Origin of the sequence: Thalassolituus maritimus, assembly GCF_900156675.1 — a bacterium.
GTDB classification, from domain to species: domain Bacteria; phylum Pseudomonadota; class Gammaproteobacteria; order Pseudomonadales; family Oceanobacteraceae; genus Thalassolituus; species Thalassolituus maritimus.
Genome location: NZ_FTOH01000002.1, coordinates 165,450 through 188,059, shown reverse-complemented (window position 1 = coordinate 188,059; position 22,610 = coordinate 165,450). Strand labels below are relative to the sequence as shown.

Genomic DNA, 22,610 nt, shown 5'->3' with positions numbered 1-22,610 from the left:
GTTAAGGCCAATTTCAGAAGGAAATTCACCGTGAGCAACGAACAACAGACTAACGCCCCGGCTGATAAGGGACAGAAAGAAAAGCGCAGTTCCAATGTGCTTTCCTGGTTTAACCTGCTCCTGATCATCATCCTGTTTGCTCTGGCGGGCGCGGCCGGCTTTTTCGGCTGGCAGCAGCAACAGGCTGCAACCGCTGAAACTGCGGTACTGACTGATCGCCTCAATACTGCACTGCAGAAAATTGAAGCCAGCAACGCGCGTGAAACAACATTGATGCAGCGCGCAGAAGCATTGAATACTGCGTCTCAGAACCTTGCGGCCCAGGTGGCTCATAACACAGAGCGCCTGGGTAAACTGCCGGGTGCAGAGCGTCAGGATTGGCTACTGGCTGAAGCAGAATACCTGCTGCGCCTTGCCAGTCAGCGCCTTGAGCTAGAGCGTGACTGGGAGGGTGCGATCAGCATGCTGACCGCAGCAGACAACGTCATCATTGAAACGCGTAACCCGCGTTTTGATAAAGTCCGTGCTCAGATTGCCCGTGAGCTGATGGCTCTGCGTGCCGTGCCCGCCGTTGATCGTGTGGGTGCCATCTTCCGCCTGCAGGCTCTGCAGGAGCAGGTAACGGCGCTGCCATGGATGCCAGAAAAACTGATTGCCGAACCTGTTGCTGAAGAAGAGCCACTCACTCTGGATGAGCAGACCTGGTACTGGAACCTCTGGTATACAGTCAGAGATAACGTGATCCGTATGGTGCGTATCCGTGAGCGTGACGAGCCAATCGCGGCGCCACTGACGCCCGATCAGCAGTATTACCTGCAGCAGAACATGCACCTGATGCTGGAACAGGCTCAGATTGCACTTCTGCGTGAACAGACCGAACTGTATGAGCACAGCCTTCAGCGCGTCTCAGAGTGGTTAGATGCCTATCTGGTTATTGAAGATGCACGTACTCGTGCGGCCCGTGCTGCCTTGTCTGAACTGCAGGCGTGGGAAGTGGCTCCTGAGCGTCCGGATATCACTGCGTCACTTCTGATGTTGCAGAAACTGGTTGAAGAGCAGCGCCGCAATGGCACGGTTCAGCCAACAGAAACCAACGTGGATGAGGCTGAAGAGGCCGGTACGGAGGAGGACGCATGAGACTGATCGTTCTTTTCCTGTTGCTGATTGCGGCCGGTGCCATCGGCGTTGGCGCATTCGTATATATTGATGCTGGCTATGTCATGCTTAGCTGGGAAAACTACACCGTAGAAACCAGCTTGTGGATGTTCTTAGTTCTGGGCGCGATTGCGCTGCTGGCCGTGTACATTGTGCTGCGTGCGCTTCTGGTGTTGTTTGGCAGTGACCGTCGTTTCAATGAATGGCGTCAGCGTCGTCGTAGTTTGCGTGCCCGTCGCCAGACTACTCGAGGCCTGCTCGCTCTTGCACAGGGTCAGTGGCGCCGTGCCGAACGTAACCTGACAAGCAGTGCTAAAGATTCTGATCAACCTCTGATTAACTATCTGGCGGCTGCCCGTGCTGCTTACGAGCAGGATAAGTCAGAAGCAACAGACGAATGGCTCAAGCAGGCAAGCCTGAGCACCAAAGGCTCAGACCTGGCGGTGGGTATTACTCAGGTACAGCTGCTGCAATCGCGTAACCAGAACGAGCAGGCGCTGGCCGTGCTGATCAGCCTGCGTGAAAAGCATCCGCGTCACGCCTATCTGCTGAAACTGCTGGTAAAAACGCTGCAGGATCTCGAAGACTGGGTTGCTTTGAATGAGCTTCTGCCAACCCTGCGTAAAGCGACCAAAATTCCGGATGAAGAGTTGCGTAAGCTGGAGCGCAACGTTGCTCTGCAACTGCTCGACCGCGCCCGCCATGCAAATGGTGGACAGGGCCTGACAGCAACGTTTGATGGTCTCGGCCGCGACGTGCGTTACACCAGCGATGTGATGAAGTCATACATCGATCTTCTGCTTGAGACCGAGCAGGAAGAGAAAGCAGAAGAAGCGCTGCGTGAAGGCCTTAAGCACGTTTGGCACGACGAGCTGGTAGAAATCTTCGGTCGCCTAAAAGGTAAAGACGCCAGCAAGCAGCTGTTGTTTGCTGAGCAGCAGCTGAAAGAGCGCCCTAATGATCCGCTCCTGTTACTGACACTCGGTCGTCTGGCGCTGCGTGTGAATGATCTGGAAAAAGCCCGCGAGTATCTGCAGACCGGCCTGAGTATCAAAGGTCTGGCCGAGCTACACGCTGAAATGGGTAAGGTCATGCTGGCCGAAGGCGATGAGACGCTGGCCTGTGAACACTTCCAGCTGGCTCTGGGTCACTGATCCCACGCTCGCTGCGCGACACCAGCACATAAAATAATAACAACCGGCGGCCTCGAGCCGCCGGATTGGTATCAGGGGGATGTTATGAATGATATGCCACATCGCTCGGCGCTTGCCGACTACCTCACCATACTGACGGGTTTGTTCACCATCCTGAGTGGAGCTTACTCACTGTATGCCGGGGGCGATGTCTCTGCGGCGGCGGATACCGAAACCTACTGGGATGGTCCTCTGCGACATGCTATTGCGATTACGCTGACTGTGATGGGGTTATACTTCTTCATGGATCTCTCTGTGAAAATCGCAGGTAAGATCGTCAGAACCGGCACCAGCGGCCTGCCCGGTTGGTTGGTTTTTGGCCTGTTCTATTTTGGTGGTATGGCGTTATACGGGGTCTTTCAGATCGTGCTCCAGTCGAATCTGTTTGCTGAATTACAGATCTCATATTTTATCACTTCGCTTGTCATCTGGCTGGCATTGACCATTCCTCTGGCCATCATGTCGGCATTCAAACCGAAACCACGCCGCTAAAGCGGCTGGTAACGCCTGACCTTTTTTCGCTGCGCGATCTCTTCTTTACTTTTCTGCAAACTCCAACAGCGGAAGAGTATTGCCTTTCTTCATAATATAACGATAATGATTCGCATTAATAATTTTCAGAGGCGAGTCACACATGGGTTCAACATTGAGTCAGGCATCTGTCGGTATCGTATTCGGCACAGATACCGGGAATACAGAGGACGTAGCAGAGAAGATTTCCGAACAATTGCAAAGCGCGGGAATCCTTGCTGAATTGATTAACATCACGGATGCTGAGCCCGAGCAGCTGCAAGGCTACGACCTCACGATCATGGGGATTCCCACATGGGATTTCGGTGGCATTCAGGTCGATTGGGAAGATGTCGAAGACATGATTCAGGCTCTGGATATGTCGGGCAAAACCGTCGCCCTTTACGGGCTGGGCGACCAGTTTGGCTACGGTGATTTTTTCCTCGATGCGATGGGGTGGTTACAGGAACATCTGCAAAAAGCCGGGGCGCGCTTTATTGGCTACTGGCCGACCGAAGGATACGAGTTTGAGGCATCACGGGCCGTCAACGAGGATAAGACGCTTTTCTGTGGTCTGGCCATCGATGAAGACCAACAGTTCGAACTGACCGATGCCCGCGTTGAAAAATGGGTAGCTCAGATTATCAGCGAATACGATGCATTGGCGGCGGCCTGATATGAAATACATGTGTGACGGTCATCGCCAGTGGTTAATGGATAACCCATCTGAGCTGCAGCCTGGCTGGCTGCGAGCGACATCCATGGGCTGTGAAGCTATGGCTGGACGGCAGTGGCAAAGGGCGACAGTCTGTTTTGGTAATGCGGTTGAAATTGCTGAGCTGGAGTTGTCGAGGAATCCGGACAAGAAAGCCCAGCAGCATTATCTGGATGCAGCAGCTCAGATGATGGCTGCCTTTCGTCGCCTCGGAGATCAGCAAAGCTGCCGCTTTCTGTTCAGCAGAGTGTTGGATCAGTTGGGACAACTTTCGGTCAGAACATTCTGTAATGAAAGCCTGGCATTACTCCGTGAACTTACTTTTGGCGACTTGAGTACGGCAGAGAAATCTCTTTGGCAGAAACTGTCGCTGAGTCCTGTCCGACGTGAAGCGCTGCACTGAATTAGTATCTGTTTGATCTCAGAAAATACAGAGTAAATTGGGAATAATTCTCCAAAATAATTCTAAAGAATGAGAGAAACATGGTTATTTAACCGGGGTACAAACTGGTTACATTAATAGATGCAATTTAACACAATAATTCTTTAGTAAATTAATTGCCCGAATCGATAGTTTTGAAAACCCGAAGGCCAGACTACAGCGATGTGAAGTGATGGCCTGAATGTTTTTATTACCTGATCGAGGGCCCCGGATTGAAACACCTGAAGAAATCGTTACCGCTTGCCTTTCTGGCAGCGGCTGCCTCGGACATTGCTTCAGCGAAGCAATATGTCGTTGAAATAGACCCTTCTGTCGCTCATTCAAAGCAATTACTCACTGATGTTCTACCGGTAGATGCAATTCAACGAAGCATGCTGAATGGCCAGTACCTGGTTATTGATATACCGGGGAAAGGACTTCTGCACCGCTCTGCTATGGCGGCGATCCGGTCGCAGAGTTTTGTTAAGCGGGTGGAAGAGGATATCTGGGTCACAGCGCAGGCTGTCCCGAACGACGCTCTATACAGTCGCCAGTGGTATCACTTCGAAGATGCGGGTGGTGTCAGTGCGCAGAATGCCCACGATATTACACAGGGAGAGGGCTCTGTCATTGCAGTCATTGATACCGGTTATGTTCCGCACCCAGATCTTGATACGAACCGCCTGCCGGGCTACGACATGATTTCGAACAGCTCAACAGCCGGTGATGGTAATGGTCGCGATGGCAACGCCATCGATGAGGGTGACTACACCGGTCTGTTTTCGGGGTGTGGTAGCTCAGACTCGTCGTGGCACGGAGCCCATGTGGCCGGTATCTCTTCGGCCGTTACCGATAATGGCACTGGGATTGCCGGTATTGCGCCACTATCGAAGTTCGTTCCTGTGAGGGCGCTTGGTCGCTGTGGTGGCTCTTTGTCTGATATTGCCGATGGGGTTGTCTGGTCGGCAGGTTTGCCAGTAGCAGGTGCTCCGCTTAATCAGAATCCCGCGGATGTTATTAACCTTAGCCTTGGCGGAACCGGGAGTTGTACGTCGTATATGCAGGCTGCGATTAACCAGGCCGTGGCGGCAGGTTCGACGGTAGTTGTCGCCGCTGGTAACAGCAGCGTTGATGCCCGTGGTGCGACACCTGCGAACTGTCAGAATGTGATTACCGTTGCTTCGACTGGGCGCGATGGCACCAGAGCAAGTTATTCTAATTTTGGCTCTGTCGTTGATATCGCGGCACCGGGCGGCGGTAATGGCGGTGGGATATTGTCTACCATTGATCGTGGCCGACAAGGACGCGAAGGCGGGACTTATGCTGAGTATCAGGGGACGTCAATGGCTACTCCGGTAGTGGCCGGTGTGATTGCTCTGATGCGCTCAGTGAATAAAGACCTGACTCCTGCTGAAGTCGAAACCGCGTTGTCTGAGACCGCACGCAGTTTCCCGGGCACCTGTACTGGCTGCGGTGCAGGTATCGTGGATGCTACCGCTGCAGTGCTCGCGGTCGATAATGGTTCGCGGTCCGAGCCAGAAGCACAGCCTGAGCCCGAACCGGAACCACAGGTCGTTAATTACGGCGGGTCTACCAATATCGCTATCAATGATGCGCGCCGCTCCTTTTTCTTCACACGCTCGGGTACCACGCGTGTCTCGTTGAATGATATTAATCGGGGCTCTGATGTGACCATCAGTCTTGTTATCCGCCATGCTCGCGCCAGTGATCTGTCCGTTCGGCTAACAGGCACCGCTGGGCAGCAAGTAGCCCTTAGTGTCGCCGGACGCCAAGGCGATGACTATCTGCTCGAAGGGCAGTTGGTCAGTGCGCAGCCGGGAGATTATCTGCTGACAATGACGGACAGTACCGCCGGAGTTCGCGGCAGTCTGCTCTTCTTTGGCATTGAACAGTCAGAGTGAAGCAGAAGTGCAACAGGGAGAGTGGCCATTCGGCCGCCTTCTGTTGCATAAAGAGATTGCTGTCATTCTGATTCGAATAGCTCAGGGCAGCGCCTATTTTAAATAAGCCGACGATAAGATGACGAGCGAAGCATAGTCGTTAGCAAAGATGAAAGTGTTGCTCAGAGGAGGGCTTATCAGTTTCCGACGGGGCAATGCTCGCCGGAATTCAGGCCAGCTCGCTGACTCTAACAGGAGAAATCGATGTCGGTCGGGCCGAAATAACCCTGCCATCAGCAGGTTCTGTAGCTGTCTGTAAGTTACTGTTATTAATATTTGTTTTCAATTGCTAACGAGCGTAGCACAACTAAATTTATAACTCGTCTTATGTTGTATCGGGGCTTCCTGGCTCCTGTCTCTATGGAGCCTTCATGATCGGTATCATTCAGAAAGTATTACTGGACCTGCTGGAGGAAACTGGCGGCGCTCCGTTAGTCACCGATGTGCTCAGACGTGCTGAGGTACCTGAAGACGTAACCTACCGTATTGACCAGAATTACTCTGACGACGAATTTCATCGTTTGCTACAGGCGAGTGGTGAGGCGACAGGGCTGTCCGAAAGTGAATTGTGTGTTCTTTATGCCAAAGCATTTCTTACCCGTGCCCGTGAGTTATTCCCACGTTTCTTTGAGATGTCGTCATCGTCAGAAGAATTTTTACTTCGCCAGGCAACCATCCACGCGGTGATGGCCTCAGGTCTCAAGACCAGTGAAGACAGAAAAGCCGTGACGGATAAATTCTCTGCCGAACAGGTCCGACCGGGGTTTGTTCGGGTCAGCTATCGTTCGGCGAATAAACTATGCGAGCTGTATAAAGCGTTGGCACACGAAGTGGCATCTTTATATGGAGAAAAACTACAGATCAGTTGTGAGCATTGCATGAAACGCGGTGATGCAGAGTGCCGTTTCGCGATTAACTGGCAAACGCCCAGGTCTGTACACTCTTCAGGTATGGCGGTAGCTCCGGTATGAGTTATTCCGGGAGTGACAGCGAATTACAGTCGTTAATAGCCAGTATTGCGGATCAACTTTGCGACACAGTTGATAATAAGTTCGACATGCACGTATCGATCGACAGCGACGATGTGCAAGGGCAGAAGTTATCGCTACTGGTGAATTTTCTGCTGGAAAATGTACGCAGAAACATGAGCCAGCTTGAGCAATTAAATAATCGTCTCGAGCACAAAGTAAAAGAACGAACGGAATTGCTCGATCTGGTGATTTCTGGTTCAGACGACGGTGTCTGGATCTGGTTTTTTAATCAGGATCGTGTTGAGTTTTCGCCCAAGTGGCATGCAATGGTTGGCGAGCCAGTGACCGATGAATCTCAGGATCTGAATCACTGGCTGCAACGGGTTCATCCTCGTGATCGTGCTGACCTTCAGGGGGCGATTAAGGCCTTGCTTGAAGGTCGGGAGAATAATCTTACCGCAGAGTATCGTATACGCCATGCTTCGGGCGGCTACCGCTGGATGCTGTGTCGCGGAGCCTGTCAGCGCGATGAAAATGGAGAGCCTACCCTGTTGGCAGGCACCCAGACAGACATTACCAGTATGCGTCTTGTAGACCAGCGCACGGGGCTTCCTAATGAGCATTTCCTGCGTGAGCGTATGGAAGATGTGATGGATAAAGGCGCCAGTTTTTATCTGATTCTGATTGCTTTTCACCAGTTAGATTCACTCAGCGAGTCGCTGGATCATTCTGGCTTGAGTACATTGCAGGACGACGTGTCCCGTCGGCTCATAGGTACGGTCGATGTCCGCTCTGTGGTGGCTAAGATTTCCGGCAATACGTTCGCTGTTTTTGGCCAGGTACGTGGCAATGACGACCCTACCCAGCTAATGGAAGCCGAGTGCGATGCCATAGCAACGAGTTTTTCTGAGCCTTTCCGAATCCAGTCATATGGCGATCACGTGATGAACACTGCGATTGGCGCGTTGGAAAGCACTGAGCTGGCAAACACCAGTGCTGAAGAAATGATCAATGCCGCCTGGTCAGCATTGCGCTACGCCAAGAAGCGAGGCGAAATCTGCTTTTATGATCAGCAGCACCGGGATGTCAGTGCTCGTCGTGTGTTGATTGAGCAGAAAATCCGCAGCGGTATTCGCGACGGAGGTATTGCGCCCTGGTTTCAACCAATATTTGCGGGGCGCACTAAAGCACTGGTGGGCTTTGAAGCTCTGGCACGTATGGATTGTCCCGGTGTTGGGACTGTATCCCCAGCCGAGTTTATTCCCGCAGCAGAGCAGAGTGGCCTGATGGGGGAGTTGGGAGAATGCATCCTGTCGCAGAGTATTGCTATGGCGAAGTCGCTGACCGCCGGTGTGCTGCGCGGCGAGCCCTTTTATATCGGCGTGAACGTGTCAGCGATGCAGTTACTGTCGGAAGGTTTTGCATCGACGGTCTTCAGACTTCTTAACGAGCATCAGCTTAGCCCGGAGTTCCTGCGTCTTGAAGTCACCGAGTCGGTATTTGTTGGCAACATAGATATCGCCAAAACTGAGCTAAGTAAATTACGTAACGCCGGTATCAAGATCGCATTGGATGATTTTGGAACCGGATACTCATCGCTAAGCTATCTGCGCCATTTACCGATTGATGTGTTAAAAATTGACCGCAGTTTTATTACAGACCTTGAGCAGCAGGATAGCAAAGCTGCAATTGTTGAAACCATTGTCAGCCTGGCAAGATTGCTGGAGCTGGATGTGGTGGCAGAGGGGGTTGAAACCGAAGCTGAGCTAACGGCTCTCAACGCCATCAGTGCGATGTCAATTCAAGGATTCTATTTCAGCCGGGCGCTGCCTGAGTACGAGCTGGGACCATTGATCGAACACAACCTGAACAGCCGCAGAGTTGTGAACCTTCCTGCCCGCGTTTAGGTGCGGCCATAAAAAAACCGGCGCATTCGCCGGTCTTCTTTAGTGTGATAATAAATCAGTCGTCTTTTTCCATATGCACAGATACCTGTGGGAATGGAATTTCAATGCCTTCTTCATCGAAACGAAGTTTCACTTTTTCCATCATGTCCCAGTGCACTGGCCACAAGTCCGCAGCGTTTACCCATGGGCGGCAGATAATATTCACAGACGAATCAGCCAGTTCATGGACGGCAATTTTAGGTGCTGGGTCGGCCAGAATACGCTCGTCGGCGGCACACATTTCTTCCAGGATTTTCTTCGCTTTAAGAAGATCCGAACCGTAGCCAATACCAAACACCATGTCGACGCGGCGGGTTGGCTGCTCTGAGAAGTTGGTCATAGTGCTGGAGAACACATTGCCGTTAGGAATCGTAATAACTTTGTTGTCCGGCGTTTTAAGACGCGTATGCAGTATAGTGATCTGCTCAACCGTACCCATTTCATTGTCGAGCTCACAGAAGTCACCCACTTTGAATGGACGGAACAGGATCAACATAACACCCGCAGCGAAGTGGGACAGCGAGTCTTTCAAGGCCAGACCAACAGCCAGACCGGCGGCACCAAGAAGAGCGACCAGAGAGGTGGTATCAACGCCTAACTGCGATAGCGAGAAGACAATAACAAGCAGGAGCAGGACGCTACCAATAATATTGGCGAGGAAGTTAACCAGCATAGGTTCAAGGCTGGCTTTCTCCATAACCTTACGCGTCCCGTTAGTGACGGTACGGGCGATGATGCGGCCGATAAAGAACACCAGAATAGCTAGTACGATCTGGGTGCCCCAAGGAAGGATGTAATCGGCCCACAGTAGCTGTGGATCAAGGTTCAGTTGTTCCCAATTGATATTCACAAATAAATCCTTACTCCGGAGGAGGTATTGAGTATGAAAGTCTTTTTGTTCGCCAGATCATTGCGCCAAAATCATTCTGGTGCAAGCGAGCCCTGACATTCTGGGGCTCAAATCAGACAGATTTATTGCGGCTTAACTGTTCGCTGAAAAATCGGCCCGATTGGCGTAGGCAAATACGTCGGAATGCATATTGGACTCTTTCAGGCCTAAAGGTTCCAATTGATCGAGGGTCCCGAACACCATGTTAGGTGAGCCGCAGGCGAACATATCAACGTTTGTCAGGTCGTCAAAATCTTCGTGGATAACTTCGTAAATCCAGCCGGCGCGGCCATTCCAGTCATCGGCGTGCTGCTGAATAATAGGATGGTAATGGAAATTGGAAAAATTGTTCTGCCAGCTTTGTGGCAACTCTGGCAGGTAGAAGCCGACTGCTGCGCGGTTCGACCAATAAAGGTGAATCTCGCGCTCAGGGTCGAGCGCGAGGGTCGCTTCTATCAGAGCTTTGATTTGTGAGAACCCTGAACCAGCAGCCACCATGAGTAAAGGTTGCCCTTTGCGTTGATCAAGAAAATGCTGGTTTATATAGCAGTCGCCGGCAGGAACAGTGATACGGGCGATGACGGCTTGCTGCAGGAAGTTCACTACCTCATTTGCCTTGTCGCTGTTGGCCGCAATGTGCAGCTCAATTTCCCGCGGTTCTTTGCCTGTGAGCGCGCCTGGAGCAGAAGCAATGGAGTACGGCAGCTGCTCCTCGTTTGCGTCGTTTCCGATGTGCAGCATCAGATACTGCCCGGCCCAGAAGTCCGGAGCCTTGCCGGCAGGTGCGAGAAGTATTACCCGGTAAACGTCATCCGCCAGCAGCTCGACCGACTGCACCTGACATGCAAGTGTGGCGGGCTGTTTGTGGTCCGGAGCGAATACATCGGTCATAACAATCTCAACGTCAGATTTGGGAAAAGCTACGCAGCATAATACCTGATTATCCTGCTCAAGTATTGGGTTGCCCAGCTCATTACGAAAGCCTAGTTCACCGGACAGTCGTTCGCCCATGCACACATGACAAATACCGTTCTCGCAACTTACGGGCAGAATGACACGTTGTTCGAGGGCCGCATCGGCAATAGTCTGATCAGAGCGGCAGCGAATCGTGACACCGTTCGGCTGAAAAGTGATCCGGTGCGTTCTGCCATCCTTCGGGTTGGCCGGATCACTCATTTCAGACCAATGTCTTTACCGATTTTCCTGACCAGTTGGTCGACGCTGTCTTTGACGTCGTCGTCCATCGCAATCGGTACACCCCATTCACGGTCGGTTTCCCCCGGCATTTTATTGGTCGCGTCTAAACCCATTTTCGAGCCGAGCCCGGACACCGGCGACGCAAAGTCGAGGTAATCGATGGGCGTATTTTCAATCATGGTGGTGTCGCGTGCGGGGTCCATGCGGGTGGTAATGGCCCAGATCACGTCTTCCCAGTTGCGGGTGTCGACGTCATCGTCGACCACGATCACAAACTTGGTGTACATAAACTGTCGCAGGAATGACCAGACCCCCATCATTACGCGCTTGGCGTGGCCGGGGTACTGTTTCTTCATGCTGACCACCGCCATGCGATAGGAACAACCTTCTGGCGGCAGATAAAAATCGACGATTTCCGGAAACTGCTTTTGCAGAATCGGCACGAAGACTTCGTTCAGAGCAACACCCAGAATCGCGGGTTCGTCTGGTGGACGGCCGGTGTAGGTACTGTGATAGATCGGGTCTTTGCGGTGAGTAATACGCTCAACCGTAAAGACCGGGAAGTGATCCACTTCGTTGTAATACCCTGTGTGGTCACCAAACGGACCTTCAGGGGCCATGTCGTCTGGGTGGATCACACCCTCCAGCACGATTTCAGCCGACGCCGGAACCATCAGGTTGTTGCCGATACTCTTCACCAGTTCCGTGCGTGAATCACGCAGCAGGCCAGCAAAGGCGTATTCGCTCAGGGTATCGGGCACTGGAGTGACCGCGCCCAGAATCGTCGCTGGATCTGCCCCCAGAGCCACGGTTACCGGGAAGGGTTTACCCGGGTGCTCCTGCTGCCATTCACGGAAATCAAGCGCGCCACCACGATGGCTCAACCAGCGCATGATCACGCGATTTTTACCGATGACCTGTTGGCGGTAGATACCTAGATTATGGCGCTCTTTGTGCGGGCCTTTGGTAATCACTAACGGCCAGGTAATTAGCGGGCCTGCGTCGCCAGGCCAGCAGTGCTGAACCGGAATCTTTGAAAGATCGACGTCGTCGCCTTCAATCACAATTTCCTGACATGCCGCTTTTTTCACTTCTTTCGGGCCCATGGCCAGCACTTTCTTGAAGATTGGCAGCTTCGACCAGGCATCTTTCAGGCCTTTGGGTGGCTCGGGTTCTTTCAGGAAAGCGAGCAGCTTGCCGATTTCGCGCAGCGCCTCAACGGAATCTTCACCCATCCCCATCGCCACACGTTCGGGTGTGCCAAACAGGTTGGCCAGTACGGGCATGTCATAACCTTTGGGGTTTTCAAACAGCAGAGCGGGGCCTTTAGCGCGGAGTACGCGGTCGGCCAGTTCGGTCATTTCGAGGTGTGGGTCAACAGGCTCTTTGATACGAACCAGTTCACCGCGTTTTTCCAGTTTCTTGATGAAGTCGCGCAGGTCTGCGTATTTCACGAGAAGCTCTCACTGTTTGAATCAGGGGGAGCATTCTAACAGCTTCGCTTGAGGGAAGTAGAGGTGGGGTTAGTCAGGAGCAGGGGCGAATTTAAGTGATTGGGATAAAGCTCGGTAAGACGCGGTAAATACATCCCTGTACGCTCGGATGCGCCATCTGACCGCCAAGGATGGCGGAAATGCCGAGGGCTGTATGGAACAGCCCCGGTCCTGGCGCATACGCTTACCTCGCTGTACCCCAATCATTTTTGTACTGGCCCATCCGCTCCCTCTCTCGAGAAGGGAGTGGCGGGGTTAATTAAAGAAATCAAACGCCCAGAAGTGGTCGAAATCCGGGAAGATGCCGCTGTTCTTCTGCGATTCCTCGCGCCAGAAAGCACCAGCAGCCCGCTCAACCTGTACCGGCTCAGCGTCCGGGTCAGGAGACTGAACGGACGTTGGCTTACGACCAGACGTTTCTGCATCGGCAAGGTTGTAGATACCGTCTTCGTCACGGTCGAAAGCGAGGCGCTCGCCGCTGCCCGGAGCTGCACAGGTAAAGGTGATGCTGTTGCCCGGAATCAGGCTGGTCCAACGCAGGCGGCTGAAGCTGCTGGTGTCGCCGTTCATATCGACGAATGACCCGGCGTTGGCACCGGTATCGGCAAAGCGCCATGCGCGTTCTTCACCACCAACAACGCCATTGGCGATCAGGTCGCACTTCTGTTTACGCACGCTGCTGTCAAAGGTATGCGCCAGTGCCTGAGCCATCATGGTCGATACCAGGTCTGCGTCAGATTGAGAACTCAGGTTGAAGGTTGCCTGCTGGCCGACAATCGGAGCCAGGCCGGTCGGCATCTGAGTCACAAATTCCATAACTTCCGGAATGTCCGGGGTATCTACGTGGAATACATTCAGCGACAGGAAGTTTTCCAGCGTATCAATCGCGCCGTCGTGCGACAGGCCGAAGCCCGTGACCTGTGGCCCCATCTCCTTCGCGGTTGACGTTCTCTCCCGTAGCTTGAGGCCGAACATGCCGACGCGGGTGTAGACGTTACGCAGGTGTGCCACTTTCATATCCTGCGTGGTTTCTGTGCCTTCGAAGCTCATCAAGGTAGAGGTGCCGAAGCGTTCGATCTCGGGCTCTACTTCGTGGCAGTCGTTACAGGTAATCATGGCGACGTTGCCTGTACTCTCTGCTTCGAAGCCGGTGGTCTTCTCATTGAAGTAGATATTGGCACCGTACTCCGCTTCGGCGGTCAGGGTATCGTCGAGATTCCGGTTAGGATTCGGTGGATAACGCATCTGCAGTACGAAGTCAGCGAACTTGTTCATCTCTTCCTCGGTCGGCACTTCGGCACGGCCCAGCAGTTCAGTAAAGGCGCCACGGAACTCTTTAAAGGCGGCGTGTTCCAGTGATTCACCTTCTACACGGTAGGCACCGGTTTTATCACCGCGCCAGTGCAGAGGTCCCTGGAAGTCCATGCCACGGAAGGATTGCGTAAGCATTGGGCCTTTCAGTGGGTGGTGCACTGGCAGGGCGTTCATCTCCATAAAGAAGTTTACGTAGCCACGCGGGTTTTCCGTAGTCACACCGTCCGGGTTACCCAGTTCCCACGCGAGGCCATCCATGTCGCCGAACAGGTGACAGGAGCCGCATGACGAGTCGCCACGGCCTGAGCTGAAGCGTGCGTCATACAGAAAGGGGCGGCCTTCGGTAATGTAGTCCGGCTCTGGGTTGTACATGGCAACGCTCTGAGTTTCGCGGCGTTCACTCAGATCAATCACTGCAACCGAGTTATTGAAGCGCGTCAGCACATACATGCGATCACGTGCTTCATCCAGCGCGATACCCGCAGGGCCGCCACCGGAGACTTCGATGTGGTTTGCCTCAGAAGGCGTGAAACTGCCGTTTTCCAGTTCGCGGGTATTGAAAATACCAATCTTCGACGAGCTGTACGCGGCGACATAGAGGTTTTCACCGGCGCTATCCACGACCATTTCAAGAGGCATTGCCAGTGAGCGGGCATTCTCAGACGGTGAGCCGTCCGGGTTGCTGTCGCGCAGGTGGCTGTTCAGCTCACGCGGAGTGACACTGCCGTCTTTGATGACCGTAATCTGGTTCTTGATAAAGCGTCCGCGCAGGGTCTGCTTATCACTACGATGGCCGTGGCCTTCGTACTGCAGTTCGTTGCGGGCGTCCATATTACTGACGTACACAGCGCCGTTAGCCGGGTTCACTGTCATATTGAACAGGGCATTACCAACGCCGCTGTATTCTCCAACGGCTTTCGGATCAGAGGCCGTCGCATCAATCTTGAATACGTCATAATCCGGCAGTTCAAAGTAGATCTGATGATCCCATTTGGTACCGTAGACATCACGCCAGTTTTCACCATCGTACTTGACGATCACGCCGGTATTCGGGGCGACGACACCGTCTGCATCCGTGTTTGGCCCCGGCTTTCCATTTAAGGTGCTGGTTTTGCCCCAGAGACGGTAATTATGCGCGGCGGTGGTGGTCTGGTTGCCCGACTTATAGATTGCCGCGTAGACCGTTTCGCCGTCTGGTGTGACTGCCAGACCACGTGGTGCCATACCAAACAAGGTAATGACCTTTTCCATTTCAGCGTCAGGGGCATCGAAGACCCACACATCCGCACGGTCGGTGCCCGGTGTCATGGCATCCAGATCCGATGGGGAATGTTGGCCGCGGTGCGCGGTGGTGACGAAGGCCCGTGCATTGTTGCGTCCGGCGAAGACAATATCCTGTGGCTCATCACCGACGTGCAGGGTTTTCTTAACGTACGGGATATCGGCATTCAGTTTGACCACACTGACGTTGTCCGACAGGTGATTCACGACCCAGGCTTCATTGTCGTTACGCAAGGCGATTGCAACGGGCTCCAGACCCACCGGTACACTGTGCAGAAGCTCAGGTGTTTCGCCGCTGACATCAAAGACTTCCAGTTTGCCGTCGGGTGTATTCAGCGCATACAGGCGAGTGTTGTCCGAGTTCAGAACCAGTGGACGAACCTGTCCGGATTCAAAGTTGGTGTAAGAACCCTGCACCTTAATATCGATGGTACCGTTGGTGTCACCATCGAGGTTGTCACTGACGTTAAATACAATGCGGTCGTAGCCCGTGTACTCGGCATCCGGGATGTAACGCACGTTAGGTGGCGTGCCTTCGAGACGGCCATGAAGTGGTGCCTCTGCGATGCTCCAGCTGAGATTATTGTCTGGCTCGCCTTCTGGCGTCAGATGCTTTGCCCGAAAGTCGATGGCGACACTCTGATTGCGGAAAGTCGTCATGGAGTACGACTTTGCCTGGGGAATCAGAAATGGTTCTACATTGCCACGGTTGCCAATGAAATCGGCAACGAACTGAAGCTTAAGTACTTGTTCAAGGCTACCCTGCCAGGCATCGCCGTTCTTGGTTGCGTAACCTTCTACGCTGGCAGATACATCTGTAGCGGTCGTTATTAACCCCGCGCCACAGGTCAGGGCCATCGCCAGCCTGCGAGCTTTTGTTGTTATCGTCATTTGGTCTACCCGATGAGTCGTTTTTTTATTGTTATGACTGCGATTGAAACGCAGTGTGAGAAGGACGATAGAGGCTGTGTCCGGGGGAGAACAGAGATCCGTAACACACTGGCCGACAGGGGTACATGATCAAGGTCTTGTGTGGACATAGTACGCCGCGGTGTAAAAACTTGTCCGATGGTGGTCAATACTGTGACCTGAGTCTCTGTCTGCTTTATAATCGAGCTTTTTTCCGGGGAGAGACAATGCGAGCCAGAGCCTGCTTGAATACAGCCGCCGTGGCTGGATTTACCGGGGTAGCATTCGGTGCGTTTGGTGCTCATGGGCTCAAGGGAGTCATAGAGCCAGAATTGATGGCAGCGTATGAAACCGGGGTGCTGTATCACCTGATGCATGCGGTTGTTCTGCTGGCAATGTCGGCGTGGTTGTATGTGCGTCCGGCGTCCTGGATCCGTCGTAGCGCGATTATGATGACTCTGGGTTTGATTCTGTTTAGCGGTAGCCTTTACGCCATGGCCATGACAGGACAGCGTTTTCTGGGTGTTATTACACCGTTCGGAGGCGTTAGCTGGCTGATTGCCTGGGCGTTTCTGATTCTGGCGGCATTCCGTCTTCCTCAATCCCCTTCTGACAGCGAGTAAAGCGAGTGTCTGACACTAATCAGGTTGGCGATGCCGACAAGCCACAATACCGCCGTGGCATAAAAAGTTTTGTGATCCGTGCTGGCCGTCTTACCAAAGGCCAACAAGGTGGGCTGGATCGCCAGTGGCCGATCATGGGGCTGGAGCTTGAGCAGGGCGAAATTGATCCGCCTACGGTCTTTGGTCGAGACGGCCATGTTGTGCTCGAGATTGGCTACGGCATGGGGCAGTCTCTGGTGCAGATGGCCGCAGCGGCGCCCGAGAAGGACTTTATCGGTGTTGAAGTACACTTGCCCGGGGTCGGCTCACTGTTGAACCTGGCGGAAGAAGCCGGTGTCACAAATCTGCGAACTTACAAAGACGATGCGATTGAAGTGCTGAAGCTGATTCCTGATAACAGCATTGATACGGTTCAGTTGTTTTTCCCGGACCCATGGCACAAGAAAAAGCACCATAAGCGCCGTATCGTACAGCCAGAATTCGCGCAGACCTTGCGACGTGTCCTGAAGCCGGGTGGCGTGTTCCATATGGCGACTGACTGGGAAAACTACGCAGAGCACATGATGGAAGTCATGGAAGCGCAGGAAGGCTACGAAAACGTTGCCGGTAAAAATGAATATGTACCGCGCCCGGAACATCGCCCGTACACCAAGTTTGAAAAACGTGGCGAGAACAAAGGGCACGGTGTCTGGGATCTGATGTTCCGGAAAGTTTGAGATTATGTGCAGATAGTCTGATGGCTATCTACACGAAATGTATTTAGGAGAGAGAAAATGCAGAAGAAAGATAAAGAAAAAGTATTTGGTGGTGAATGGTCGGAAGCGCAACTACGTGAATTTCTGGTTGCCGAAAGCTACGACGGTTCAGACGCAGACTACATCGCCGTCATTCGTGCTTACCGCCACATGGTGCCGGGCACTTTTGCAGATTTTATTAAACTGTTTGCAGCCGAAGGCCACAACCTGGATGCAAAAAATGCTGAGGGTGTGTCGTTGCTTGAGACCATCGACTCTCATGCACAGGGCAAAGAGTACGCAGAAATTATCCGTGCTGCAGCCTGATTTCAGGTTTTAAAAATATCGATTAAGCCGGAGGGCTTATGAAAAAAATAAAAATATTACCACTTTCACTTATCACCCTGGCCATGGTCGGCTGCGGTGGTGGTGGTTCAGGCTCAAGCAGTTCAGATGAGGATAACTTTCCGACAGATCTGACCTACTTTACGCTGGATGATTATCGCTCAACAGCAGAGTTGCTGCAGTTAAGAGGCGATAATGAAATTACAGGTACCTGGGTTGGTGTACGTAATAATACCTACACGGATGCCAATACGAGCGGTCCTGACTTCAAACGCTATGAAAGCCGTCTTGAATTTCTCGTTATTCGGGAAAGTGCAGAGGCTGAGAGTGGCTTTGAATTTGCCTCCTGTAATGCTGGTGGCTTCGTTGAAATTCGCAGCGTGACGTCGACGGCAGTAGCTACGGTGGGGGCTGGAACGTACAATCGCTCGGCGAATAACGTACTGACGTTGGAAGTCGAAGGTGCCGTCGCGCCGGGTGTCAGCCTCTTTTCCAGTAGTGAATTTATCCGCTTAAAAGAGAGCACCGGTCGGGTAGGCTCAATGGGCTGGAATTGGGGCCCTGACCTGATTGTCACCGACGAAGATGTTTTCTGTGCCGGTTTGCACAACCTTGAAGATTCAGAAACCAAGTTATCTGTTGCGACGACGAATGAGGACGATGGGGACTCTATTCTCGATTTGAGTACAGAGACCTACTCTTTTACTGAACGGGATATTTATTTCTTCGATGCAGTAAATAACCTTTCACATGAATCTGCCGATTCTTCTGATGATATTGGCATTACTATTACGGGGCAGGATGTGTACGGCTACGATGCTGCATTCAACATCCAGCGTAGTGATTCGAATAACGATACCGTGGTCGGTAACGTCTCTGTTGAAGTCACTTTTTAAACTTTCAATGTTTAAAAATTAAAAAACCGCCCTCGGGCGGTTTTTTAATGCTTGGTCATTAATTGCTTACGAGCCAAACGGCCAGAAGTAATTAAAGTCAGGGAAGCGGCCTTTACGCTTCTGGGCGGCTTCGCGATCAAAACCATTACCCTCTGCGGGTACCATGACGTCTTGCTCAGGCGCTGCGAATGGGTCCATCGGCTGGATGCTGGTTGGCGCGCGGCCCATCAGCACGGCGTCTTCCATATTGAACGTACCGTCTTCATCGCGGTCTAGTGCTATACGGGTACCAGAGCCCGGAGGTGCACACAGATAGCTCAGGCTATTGCCGTACTCAGTGCTGGTGGCTCGCAGGTCAGCATCGCTGATGTAGTCGCCGTCATCTGATAGAAACTCGCCCGATTCCTGCATCATCCACCCGCGCTGTTCGCCGTCGACGATGCCGTGAACAACCAGGTCACACTGCTGTTTATTCGGACCACCAGCGGTCGTGTGTAGCAGTGCCTGGCTGATCATAAGGTCGATCATATCCTGATCATCCTGTTGTTGCGGGTTCAGAGTCACCTGCTGACCAACGACTGGTGCCAGGCCGGTCGGAACCTGAGTCACAAACTCGAAGACTGGACCGACGTCATCAGGTTCGACATGGAAGACGCTGACCGTCAGGAAGGTTTCCATGGTATCAACGGCTCCGTCGTGTGACAGGCCATAACCAGTCACCTGGTCGCCCATGTGTTTACTGGTGGAGGTTTTTTCACGGAATACCTGACCGAACATACCTACGCGGCTGTATACGTTACGCAGGTGCGGAATCTTGAAGTCCTGCGGGTTTTCCGTGCCTTCAAAGCTCATCAGGGTATTGGTACCGAAGCGCTCAATATCCATATCCACTTCGTGGCAGTGGTTACAGGTTTGTTTGGCGATGTCGTTCTTCGATTTGAAGCCTGTCGTCTTTTCGTTGAAGTACACATCGGCACCTGCCTGTGCTTTCGGTGTCAGGGTGTCATCGAGATTACGGTTCGGGTTCGGTGGATAACGTAATTGCAGAACGAAATCGGCAAATTTATTCATCTCGTCTTCGGTAGGCTGAGCATCGCGGCCGAGGAGTTCGGTGAAGGCGCCACGGAACTCTTTGAAGGCTGCTTTTTCAAGCGATTCGCCATTCACCCGATAAGCACCGGTGCGGTCGCCGCGCCAGTGTTGCGGGCCCTGGAATTCCAGACCACGGAAAGACTGAGTGAGCATCGGGCCCTTAAGCGGGTGGTGCAGACGCAGAGCGTTCATCTTCACGAACTCGTCGGCATAGCCGCGTGGGTTTTCAGTCCAGTTCATGTCCGGGTTGCCCAGTTCCCAGGCGAGACCATCCATATCACCGAACAGGTGGCAGGAGCCACAGGACGCGTCGCCACGACCTGAGCTGAAACGTGCGTCGTACAGGAACGGACGACCTTCGGTAATAAAGTCGGGTTCAGGGTTGTACATTTCAACGCTGGCGACTTCTTCGCGAGCTGCCAGATCAACAACGGCAACAGAGTTATTGAAGCGCGTCAGTACGTACATACGATTGCGCTCTTCATCGAGTGCGATTCCCGCAGGGCCACCGCCGGATACCTCAATATGGTTCGCTTCTGATGTAGTGAAGCTGCCATTTTCAAGTTCCGCTGCGTCAAAAATACCGACTTTGGATGAGCTGAACGCCGCGACATAGAGAGTCTCGCCTGAGCTGTCCATGACCATTTCTAAAGGCATCGCCAGCGAGCGGGCATTGTCATCCGCAGAGCCGCCCGGGCGGGAGTCAGCCAGATGGTTGTTCAGGTCGCGCGGGGTCACGTCGTTGCCATCAATCACTGTGATCTGGTTTTTGATAAAACGGCCGCGGAGTGTCTGGATGTCGCTGCGGTCGCCATGACCTTCGAACTTCAATTCGTTGCGCGCATCCATGTTCGAAACATAGACCTTACCGTTGGCTGGGTTCACCGTCATATTGAAGAGGGCGTTACCCACACCAGAATGACGCTTGGTCCAGGTCGGAGAGGAAGCCATCGCATCAATTTCAAAGACGTCGTAGTCCGGCAGGTCGAAATAGATCTGACGGTTCCAGTTGGTGCCGTACTGGTCGCGCCAGTCTTCACCATCGTATTTCACCATCACGCCAGAGTTCGGCGCTTCGACACCGCCGGCATCCGTGGTTGGTCCGGGTTTGCCATTGATTGTGCTGGTGCGACCGAACAGGCGATAGTTATGTGCTGCGATGGTGGTTTGGTTACCAGACTTGTAAATCGCTGCATAAACCTTGCTGCCGTCAGGCGTTACTGCCAGTGCGCGTGGCGCCATACCGAACAGTGAGATAACTTTCTCTGGTTCAGCATCGCCGGAAGCTGCATCAAATACCCAGACGTCAGCGCGGTCAGTGCCCGGCGTCATGGCATCCAGATCAGAGGGTGAGTGCTGGCCACGGTGCGCTGTGGTGACAAAAGCGCGGTTGCGGTCCGGACCACCGAAGACAATGTCCTGTGGTTCATCGCCGGTTTGCAGTGTACGTACAACGTGTGGGATGTCGGCGCTCAGATCCACCACACTCAGGTTGTCAGATAGGGTATTAACAATCCACGCTTCATTGTCGTTGCGAAGCGAGATCGCAACGGGTTCAAGGCCAACTGGCACGCTGTGCAGCAGCTCTGGTAATTCGCCGGATACGTCAAAAACTTCCAGCTTGCCGTCAGGCGTATTGAGAGCATAGAGACGGGACTTGTCAGAGTTCATCGCAAGAGGACGAACCTGGCCACTCTCAAAGGCGGTATAAGAGCCCTGAACCTTGATATCAATCGTGCCTTCTGTACTGCCATCAGTCCCGTCATCGACTTTGAATACCACCCGGTCAAAACCGGTGTAGTCGCTATCCGGGGTATAGGTCATGTTCGGCGGCGTACCGGTGAGGGTGCCGTGCATCGGCATTGATACGACAGACCAGTTCAGGTTGTTATCCACATTACCGTCGCTATTCAGGTGCTTTGCCTGAAAGTCGAAGCTGATGGCCTGATCACGGAAAGTTGTCAGGCCATGAGACTTGGCCTGAGGGATCAGAAACGGGCGGATATTATTGGATTCGTTAATGGCTTCGGCGGCGAACGAGAAGCTCAGAAAGAACTCAGCCGTTGATTGCCACAGATCACCGTTAAGAGTCCCCGGGCCTGTTACGTCTGCGCTTGATGAGTGAGCGCCAAGCAGGCCCGCACTGAGCGCAGACGCCATTAGCGTGCGCTTGATACGGTTTGGTTTATTCATAGTAACCCCAGAAGAGTATTTTTATTGTTGTATTCACCGGAGACTCTGAGGTAGTCAGCAGGCAGTCCCCCAAGTGTGGCTGACACACTGAACGTCAGTGCCAGTGCTGGCAATGGCACGCAGGAAACTTGGCGTACGCTCGCACATCCATGCCGTAAAGATCAGGCACTGATGATACCGATGGCTGATTTAGTCTGGTTTGGCGCAAAAGGGTGCGTCTTGTTTGGAGGCGTAGCTGAAACACTTCGTCGCAGTGGAGCCTCTGGTTCCGTGGCTCAGATTGTCATAGGCTAACTGCTTTATTCCTTCAGAGTGCAAGAAATGACTATATGGTTCTCCACCCCAGATATCCCGGCAGCGAATAAAGCGATGGAAAATACCGCCTGCTCCAATCTGGGCATTGAGATTACCGAGGTTGGCGATGATTGGGTGAAAGGCACAATGCCGGCTGACTCACGAACGTTTCAACCGATTGGGTTAGTGCATGGCGGTGCCAATGTTCTGTTCGCTGAAACGCTGGGAAGTATGGCAGCGAATATGTGCCTGGATAACAGCAAAGAGTACGCAGTCGGGCAGGAAATTAACGCTAACCACCTTCGCGGAGTACGATCTGGCACCCCCACAGGAGTGGCAAAGATCGTTCATCGTGGCCGTACGTCACAAGTCTGGGAAATACGGATTTACAACGACGAAGAAAAGCTCAGCTGCATTTCGCGTCTGACGATGGCGGTGATTCCGGCGCAGTAGTCCCTGCCGTCAGGCCTATCACCGG

General features: G+C 53.0%; 19 protein-coding genes. 14 read left to right on the top strand and 5 right to left on the bottom strand.

Features of this window, described 5'->3' with window-relative positions; all coding sequences use genetic code 11:
- Nucleotides 1-30: 30 nt before the first annotated feature.
- From BW941_RS03655 to BW941_RS03620, 8 genes are all read left to right on the top strand, one after another.
- Entirely contained in the window at nucleotides 31-1,137 is a 1,107-nt protein-coding gene (locus tag BW941_RS03655; RefSeq protein WP_076514319.1) for a uroporphyrinogen-III C-methyltransferase, read from the top strand.
- Nucleotides 1,134-2,309, top strand: a complete 1,176-nt coding sequence (locus tag BW941_RS03650) for a heme biosynthesis HemY N-terminal domain-containing protein (protein WP_076514318.1) — start codon at nucleotides 1,134-1,136, stop codon at nucleotides 2,307-2,309. The genes BW941_RS03655 and BW941_RS03650 overlap by 4 nt, the downstream gene beginning before the upstream one ends.
- An 84-nt stretch (nucleotides 2,310-2,393) precedes the next feature.
- Nucleotides 2,394-2,840: a hypothetical protein gene (locus tag BW941_RS03645; protein WP_076514317.1), complete on the top strand. Its 447-nt coding sequence runs from the start codon at nucleotides 2,394-2,396 to the stop codon at nucleotides 2,838-2,840.
- 142 nt (nucleotides 2,841-2,982) lie between these two features.
- On the top strand, nucleotides 2,983-3,534 hold the full coding sequence (locus tag BW941_RS03640) for a flavodoxin (protein ID WP_076514316.1): 552 nt from the start codon (nucleotides 2,983-2,985) through the stop codon (nucleotides 3,532-3,534).
- 1 nt (nucleotide 3,535) lies between these two features.
- Complete coding sequence (locus tag BW941_RS03635; protein ID WP_076514315.1) at nucleotides 3,536-3,976, top strand: hypothetical protein; 441 nt, start codon at nucleotides 3,536-3,538, stop codon at nucleotides 3,974-3,976.
- A gap of 251 nt (nucleotides 3,977-4,227) precedes the next feature.
- Nucleotides 4,228-5,916: a S8 family peptidase gene (locus tag BW941_RS03630; protein WP_076514314.1), complete on the top strand. Its 1,689-nt coding sequence runs from the start codon at nucleotides 4,228-4,230 to the stop codon at nucleotides 5,914-5,916.
- Nucleotides 5,917-6,326: 410 nt separating this feature from the next.
- The gene (locus tag BW941_RS03625) at nucleotides 6,327-6,926 is read left to right on the top strand and encodes a heme NO-binding domain-containing protein (RefSeq protein ID WP_076514313.1); all 600 of its coding nucleotides are present in this window, start codon (nucleotides 6,327-6,329) and stop codon (nucleotides 6,924-6,926) included.
- On the top strand, nucleotides 6,923-8,833 hold the full coding sequence (locus tag BW941_RS03620) for a putative bifunctional diguanylate cyclase/phosphodiesterase (RefSeq protein WP_076514312.1): 1,911 nt from the start codon (nucleotides 6,923-6,925) through the stop codon (nucleotides 8,831-8,833). The genes BW941_RS03625 and BW941_RS03620 overlap by 4 nt, the downstream gene beginning before the upstream one ends.
- 55 nt (nucleotides 8,834-8,888) lie before the next feature.
- On the opposite strand, the gene BW941_RS03615 is transcribed toward BW941_RS03620, so the two are convergent.
- From BW941_RS03615 to BW941_RS03600, 4 genes are all read right to left on the bottom strand, one after another.
- A complete protein-coding gene (locus BW941_RS03615; RefSeq protein WP_436286947.1) occupies nucleotides 8,889-9,722 on the bottom strand; it encodes a mechanosensitive ion channel family protein in 834 nt (277 codons plus the stop codon).
- Between the two features lie 132 nt (nucleotides 9,723-9,854).
- A complete protein-coding gene (locus BW941_RS03610; protein ID WP_076514311.1) occupies nucleotides 9,855-10,937 on the bottom strand; it encodes a 2Fe-2S iron-sulfur cluster-binding protein in 1,083 nt (360 codons plus the stop codon).
- Nucleotides 10,934-12,412, bottom strand: a complete 1,479-nt coding sequence (ubiD, locus tag BW941_RS03605; RefSeq protein ID WP_076514310.1) for a 4-hydroxy-3-polyprenylbenzoate decarboxylase — start codon at nucleotides 12,410-12,412, stop codon at nucleotides 10,934-10,936. Before ubiD ends, BW941_RS03610 begins: the two co-directional genes overlap by 4 nt.
- Nucleotides 12,413-12,706: 294 nt before the next feature.
- Complete coding sequence (locus BW941_RS03600) at nucleotides 12,707-15,937, bottom strand: beta-propeller fold lactonase family protein (protein WP_139325731.1); 3,231 nt, start codon at nucleotides 15,935-15,937, stop codon at nucleotides 12,707-12,709.
- 263 nt (nucleotides 15,938-16,200) lie between these two features.
- Between BW941_RS03600 and BW941_RS03595 the strand changes: the two genes are divergently transcribed.
- From BW941_RS03595 to BW941_RS03580, 4 genes are read left to right on the top strand one after another with little or no spacing between them, the layout of a single operon-like run.
- A complete protein-coding gene (locus BW941_RS03595; RefSeq protein ID WP_245820033.1) occupies nucleotides 16,201-16,578 on the top strand; it encodes a DUF423 domain-containing protein in 378 nt (125 codons plus the stop codon).
- Nucleotides 16,579-16,583: 5 nt separating this feature from the next.
- Nucleotides 16,584-17,294 (top strand): tRNA (guanosine(46)-N7)-methyltransferase TrmB, encoded by a 711-nt coding sequence (gene trmB, locus BW941_RS03590; protein ID WP_076514308.1) that lies wholly within the window; start codon nucleotides 16,584-16,586, stop codon nucleotides 17,292-17,294.
- Nucleotides 17,295-17,351: 57 nt separating this feature from the next.
- Nucleotides 17,352-17,639 carry a PA4642 family protein gene (locus BW941_RS03585; RefSeq protein WP_076514307.1) on the top strand — a complete coding sequence of 96 codons (288 nt, stop codon included), beginning with the start codon at nucleotides 17,352-17,354 and terminating at the stop codon, nucleotides 17,637-17,639.
- A gap of 38 nt (nucleotides 17,640-17,677) precedes the next feature.
- Nucleotides 17,678-18,553, top strand: coding sequence for a hypothetical protein (locus BW941_RS03580; RefSeq protein ID WP_076514306.1), 876 nt, complete (start codon nucleotides 17,678-17,680; stop codon nucleotides 18,551-18,553).
- Between the two features lie 66 nt (nucleotides 18,554-18,619).
- On the opposite strand, the gene BW941_RS17875 is transcribed toward BW941_RS03580, so the two are convergent.
- Nucleotides 18,620-21,838: a YncE family protein gene (locus BW941_RS17875; RefSeq protein ID WP_076514305.1), complete on the bottom strand. Its 3,219-nt coding sequence runs from the start codon at nucleotides 21,836-21,838 to the stop codon at nucleotides 18,620-18,622.
- 75 nt (nucleotides 21,839-21,913) lie between these two features.
- On the opposite strand from BW941_RS17875, the gene BW941_RS03570 reads away from it, so the two are divergent.
- Complete coding sequence (locus BW941_RS03570) at nucleotides 21,914-22,132, top strand: hypothetical protein (RefSeq protein ID WP_076514304.1); 219 nt, start codon at nucleotides 21,914-21,916, stop codon at nucleotides 22,130-22,132.
- Nucleotides 22,133-22,159: 27 nt separating this feature from the next.
- On the top strand, nucleotides 22,160-22,585 hold the full coding sequence (locus BW941_RS03565) for a hotdog fold thioesterase (RefSeq protein WP_076514303.1): 426 nt from the start codon (nucleotides 22,160-22,162) through the stop codon (nucleotides 22,583-22,585).
- The last annotated feature ends 25 nt before the right edge of the window (nucleotides 22,586-22,610 follow it).

What these genes read in the sequence shown, in the direction of transcription:
- BW941_RS03645 (WP_076514317.1), top strand. Translation starts at nt 2,394, where the DNA reads ATGAATGATATGCCACATCGCTCGGCGCTTGCCGACTACCTCACCATA.
- BW941_RS03640 (WP_076514316.1), top strand. Translation starts at nt 2,983, where the DNA reads ATGGGTTCAACATTGAGTCAGGCATCTGTCGGTATCGTATTCGGCACA.
- BW941_RS03580 (WP_076514306.1), top strand. Translation starts at nt 17,678, where the DNA reads ATGAAAAAAATAAAAATATTACCACTTTCACTTATCACCCTGGCCATG.
- BW941_RS03600 (WP_139325731.1), bottom strand. Translation starts at nt 15,937, where the DNA reads ATGACGATAACAACAAAAGCTCGCAGGCTGGCGATGGCCCTGACCTGT.
- BW941_RS03565 (WP_076514303.1), top strand. Translation starts at nt 22,160, where the DNA reads ATGACTATATGGTTCTCCACCCCAGATATCCCGGCAGCGAATAAAGCG.
- BW941_RS03650 (WP_076514318.1), top strand. Translation starts at nt 1,134, where the DNA reads ATGAGACTGATCGTTCTTTTCCTGTTGCTGATTGCGGCCGGTGCCATC.
- BW941_RS03625 (WP_076514313.1), top strand. Translation starts at nt 6,327, where the DNA reads ATGATCGGTATCATTCAGAAAGTATTACTGGACCTGCTGGAGGAAACT.
- BW941_RS17875 (WP_076514305.1), bottom strand. Translation starts at nt 21,838, where the DNA reads ATGAATAAACCAAACCGTATCAAGCGCACGCTAATGGCGTCTGCGCTC.
- BW941_RS03585 (WP_076514307.1), top strand. Translation starts at nt 17,352, where the DNA reads ATGCAGAAGAAAGATAAAGAAAAAGTATTTGGTGGTGAATGGTCGGAA.
- BW941_RS03620 (WP_076514312.1), top strand. Translation starts at nt 6,923, where the DNA reads ATGAGTTATTCCGGGAGTGACAGCGAATTACAGTCGTTAATAGCCAGT.
- BW941_RS03635 (WP_076514315.1), top strand. Translation starts at nt 3,536, where the DNA reads ATGAAATACATGTGTGACGGTCATCGCCAGTGGTTAATGGATAACCCA.
- BW941_RS03610 (WP_076514311.1), bottom strand. Translation starts at nt 10,937, where the DNA reads ATGAGTGATCCGGCCAACCCGAAGGATGGCAGAACGCACCGGATCACT.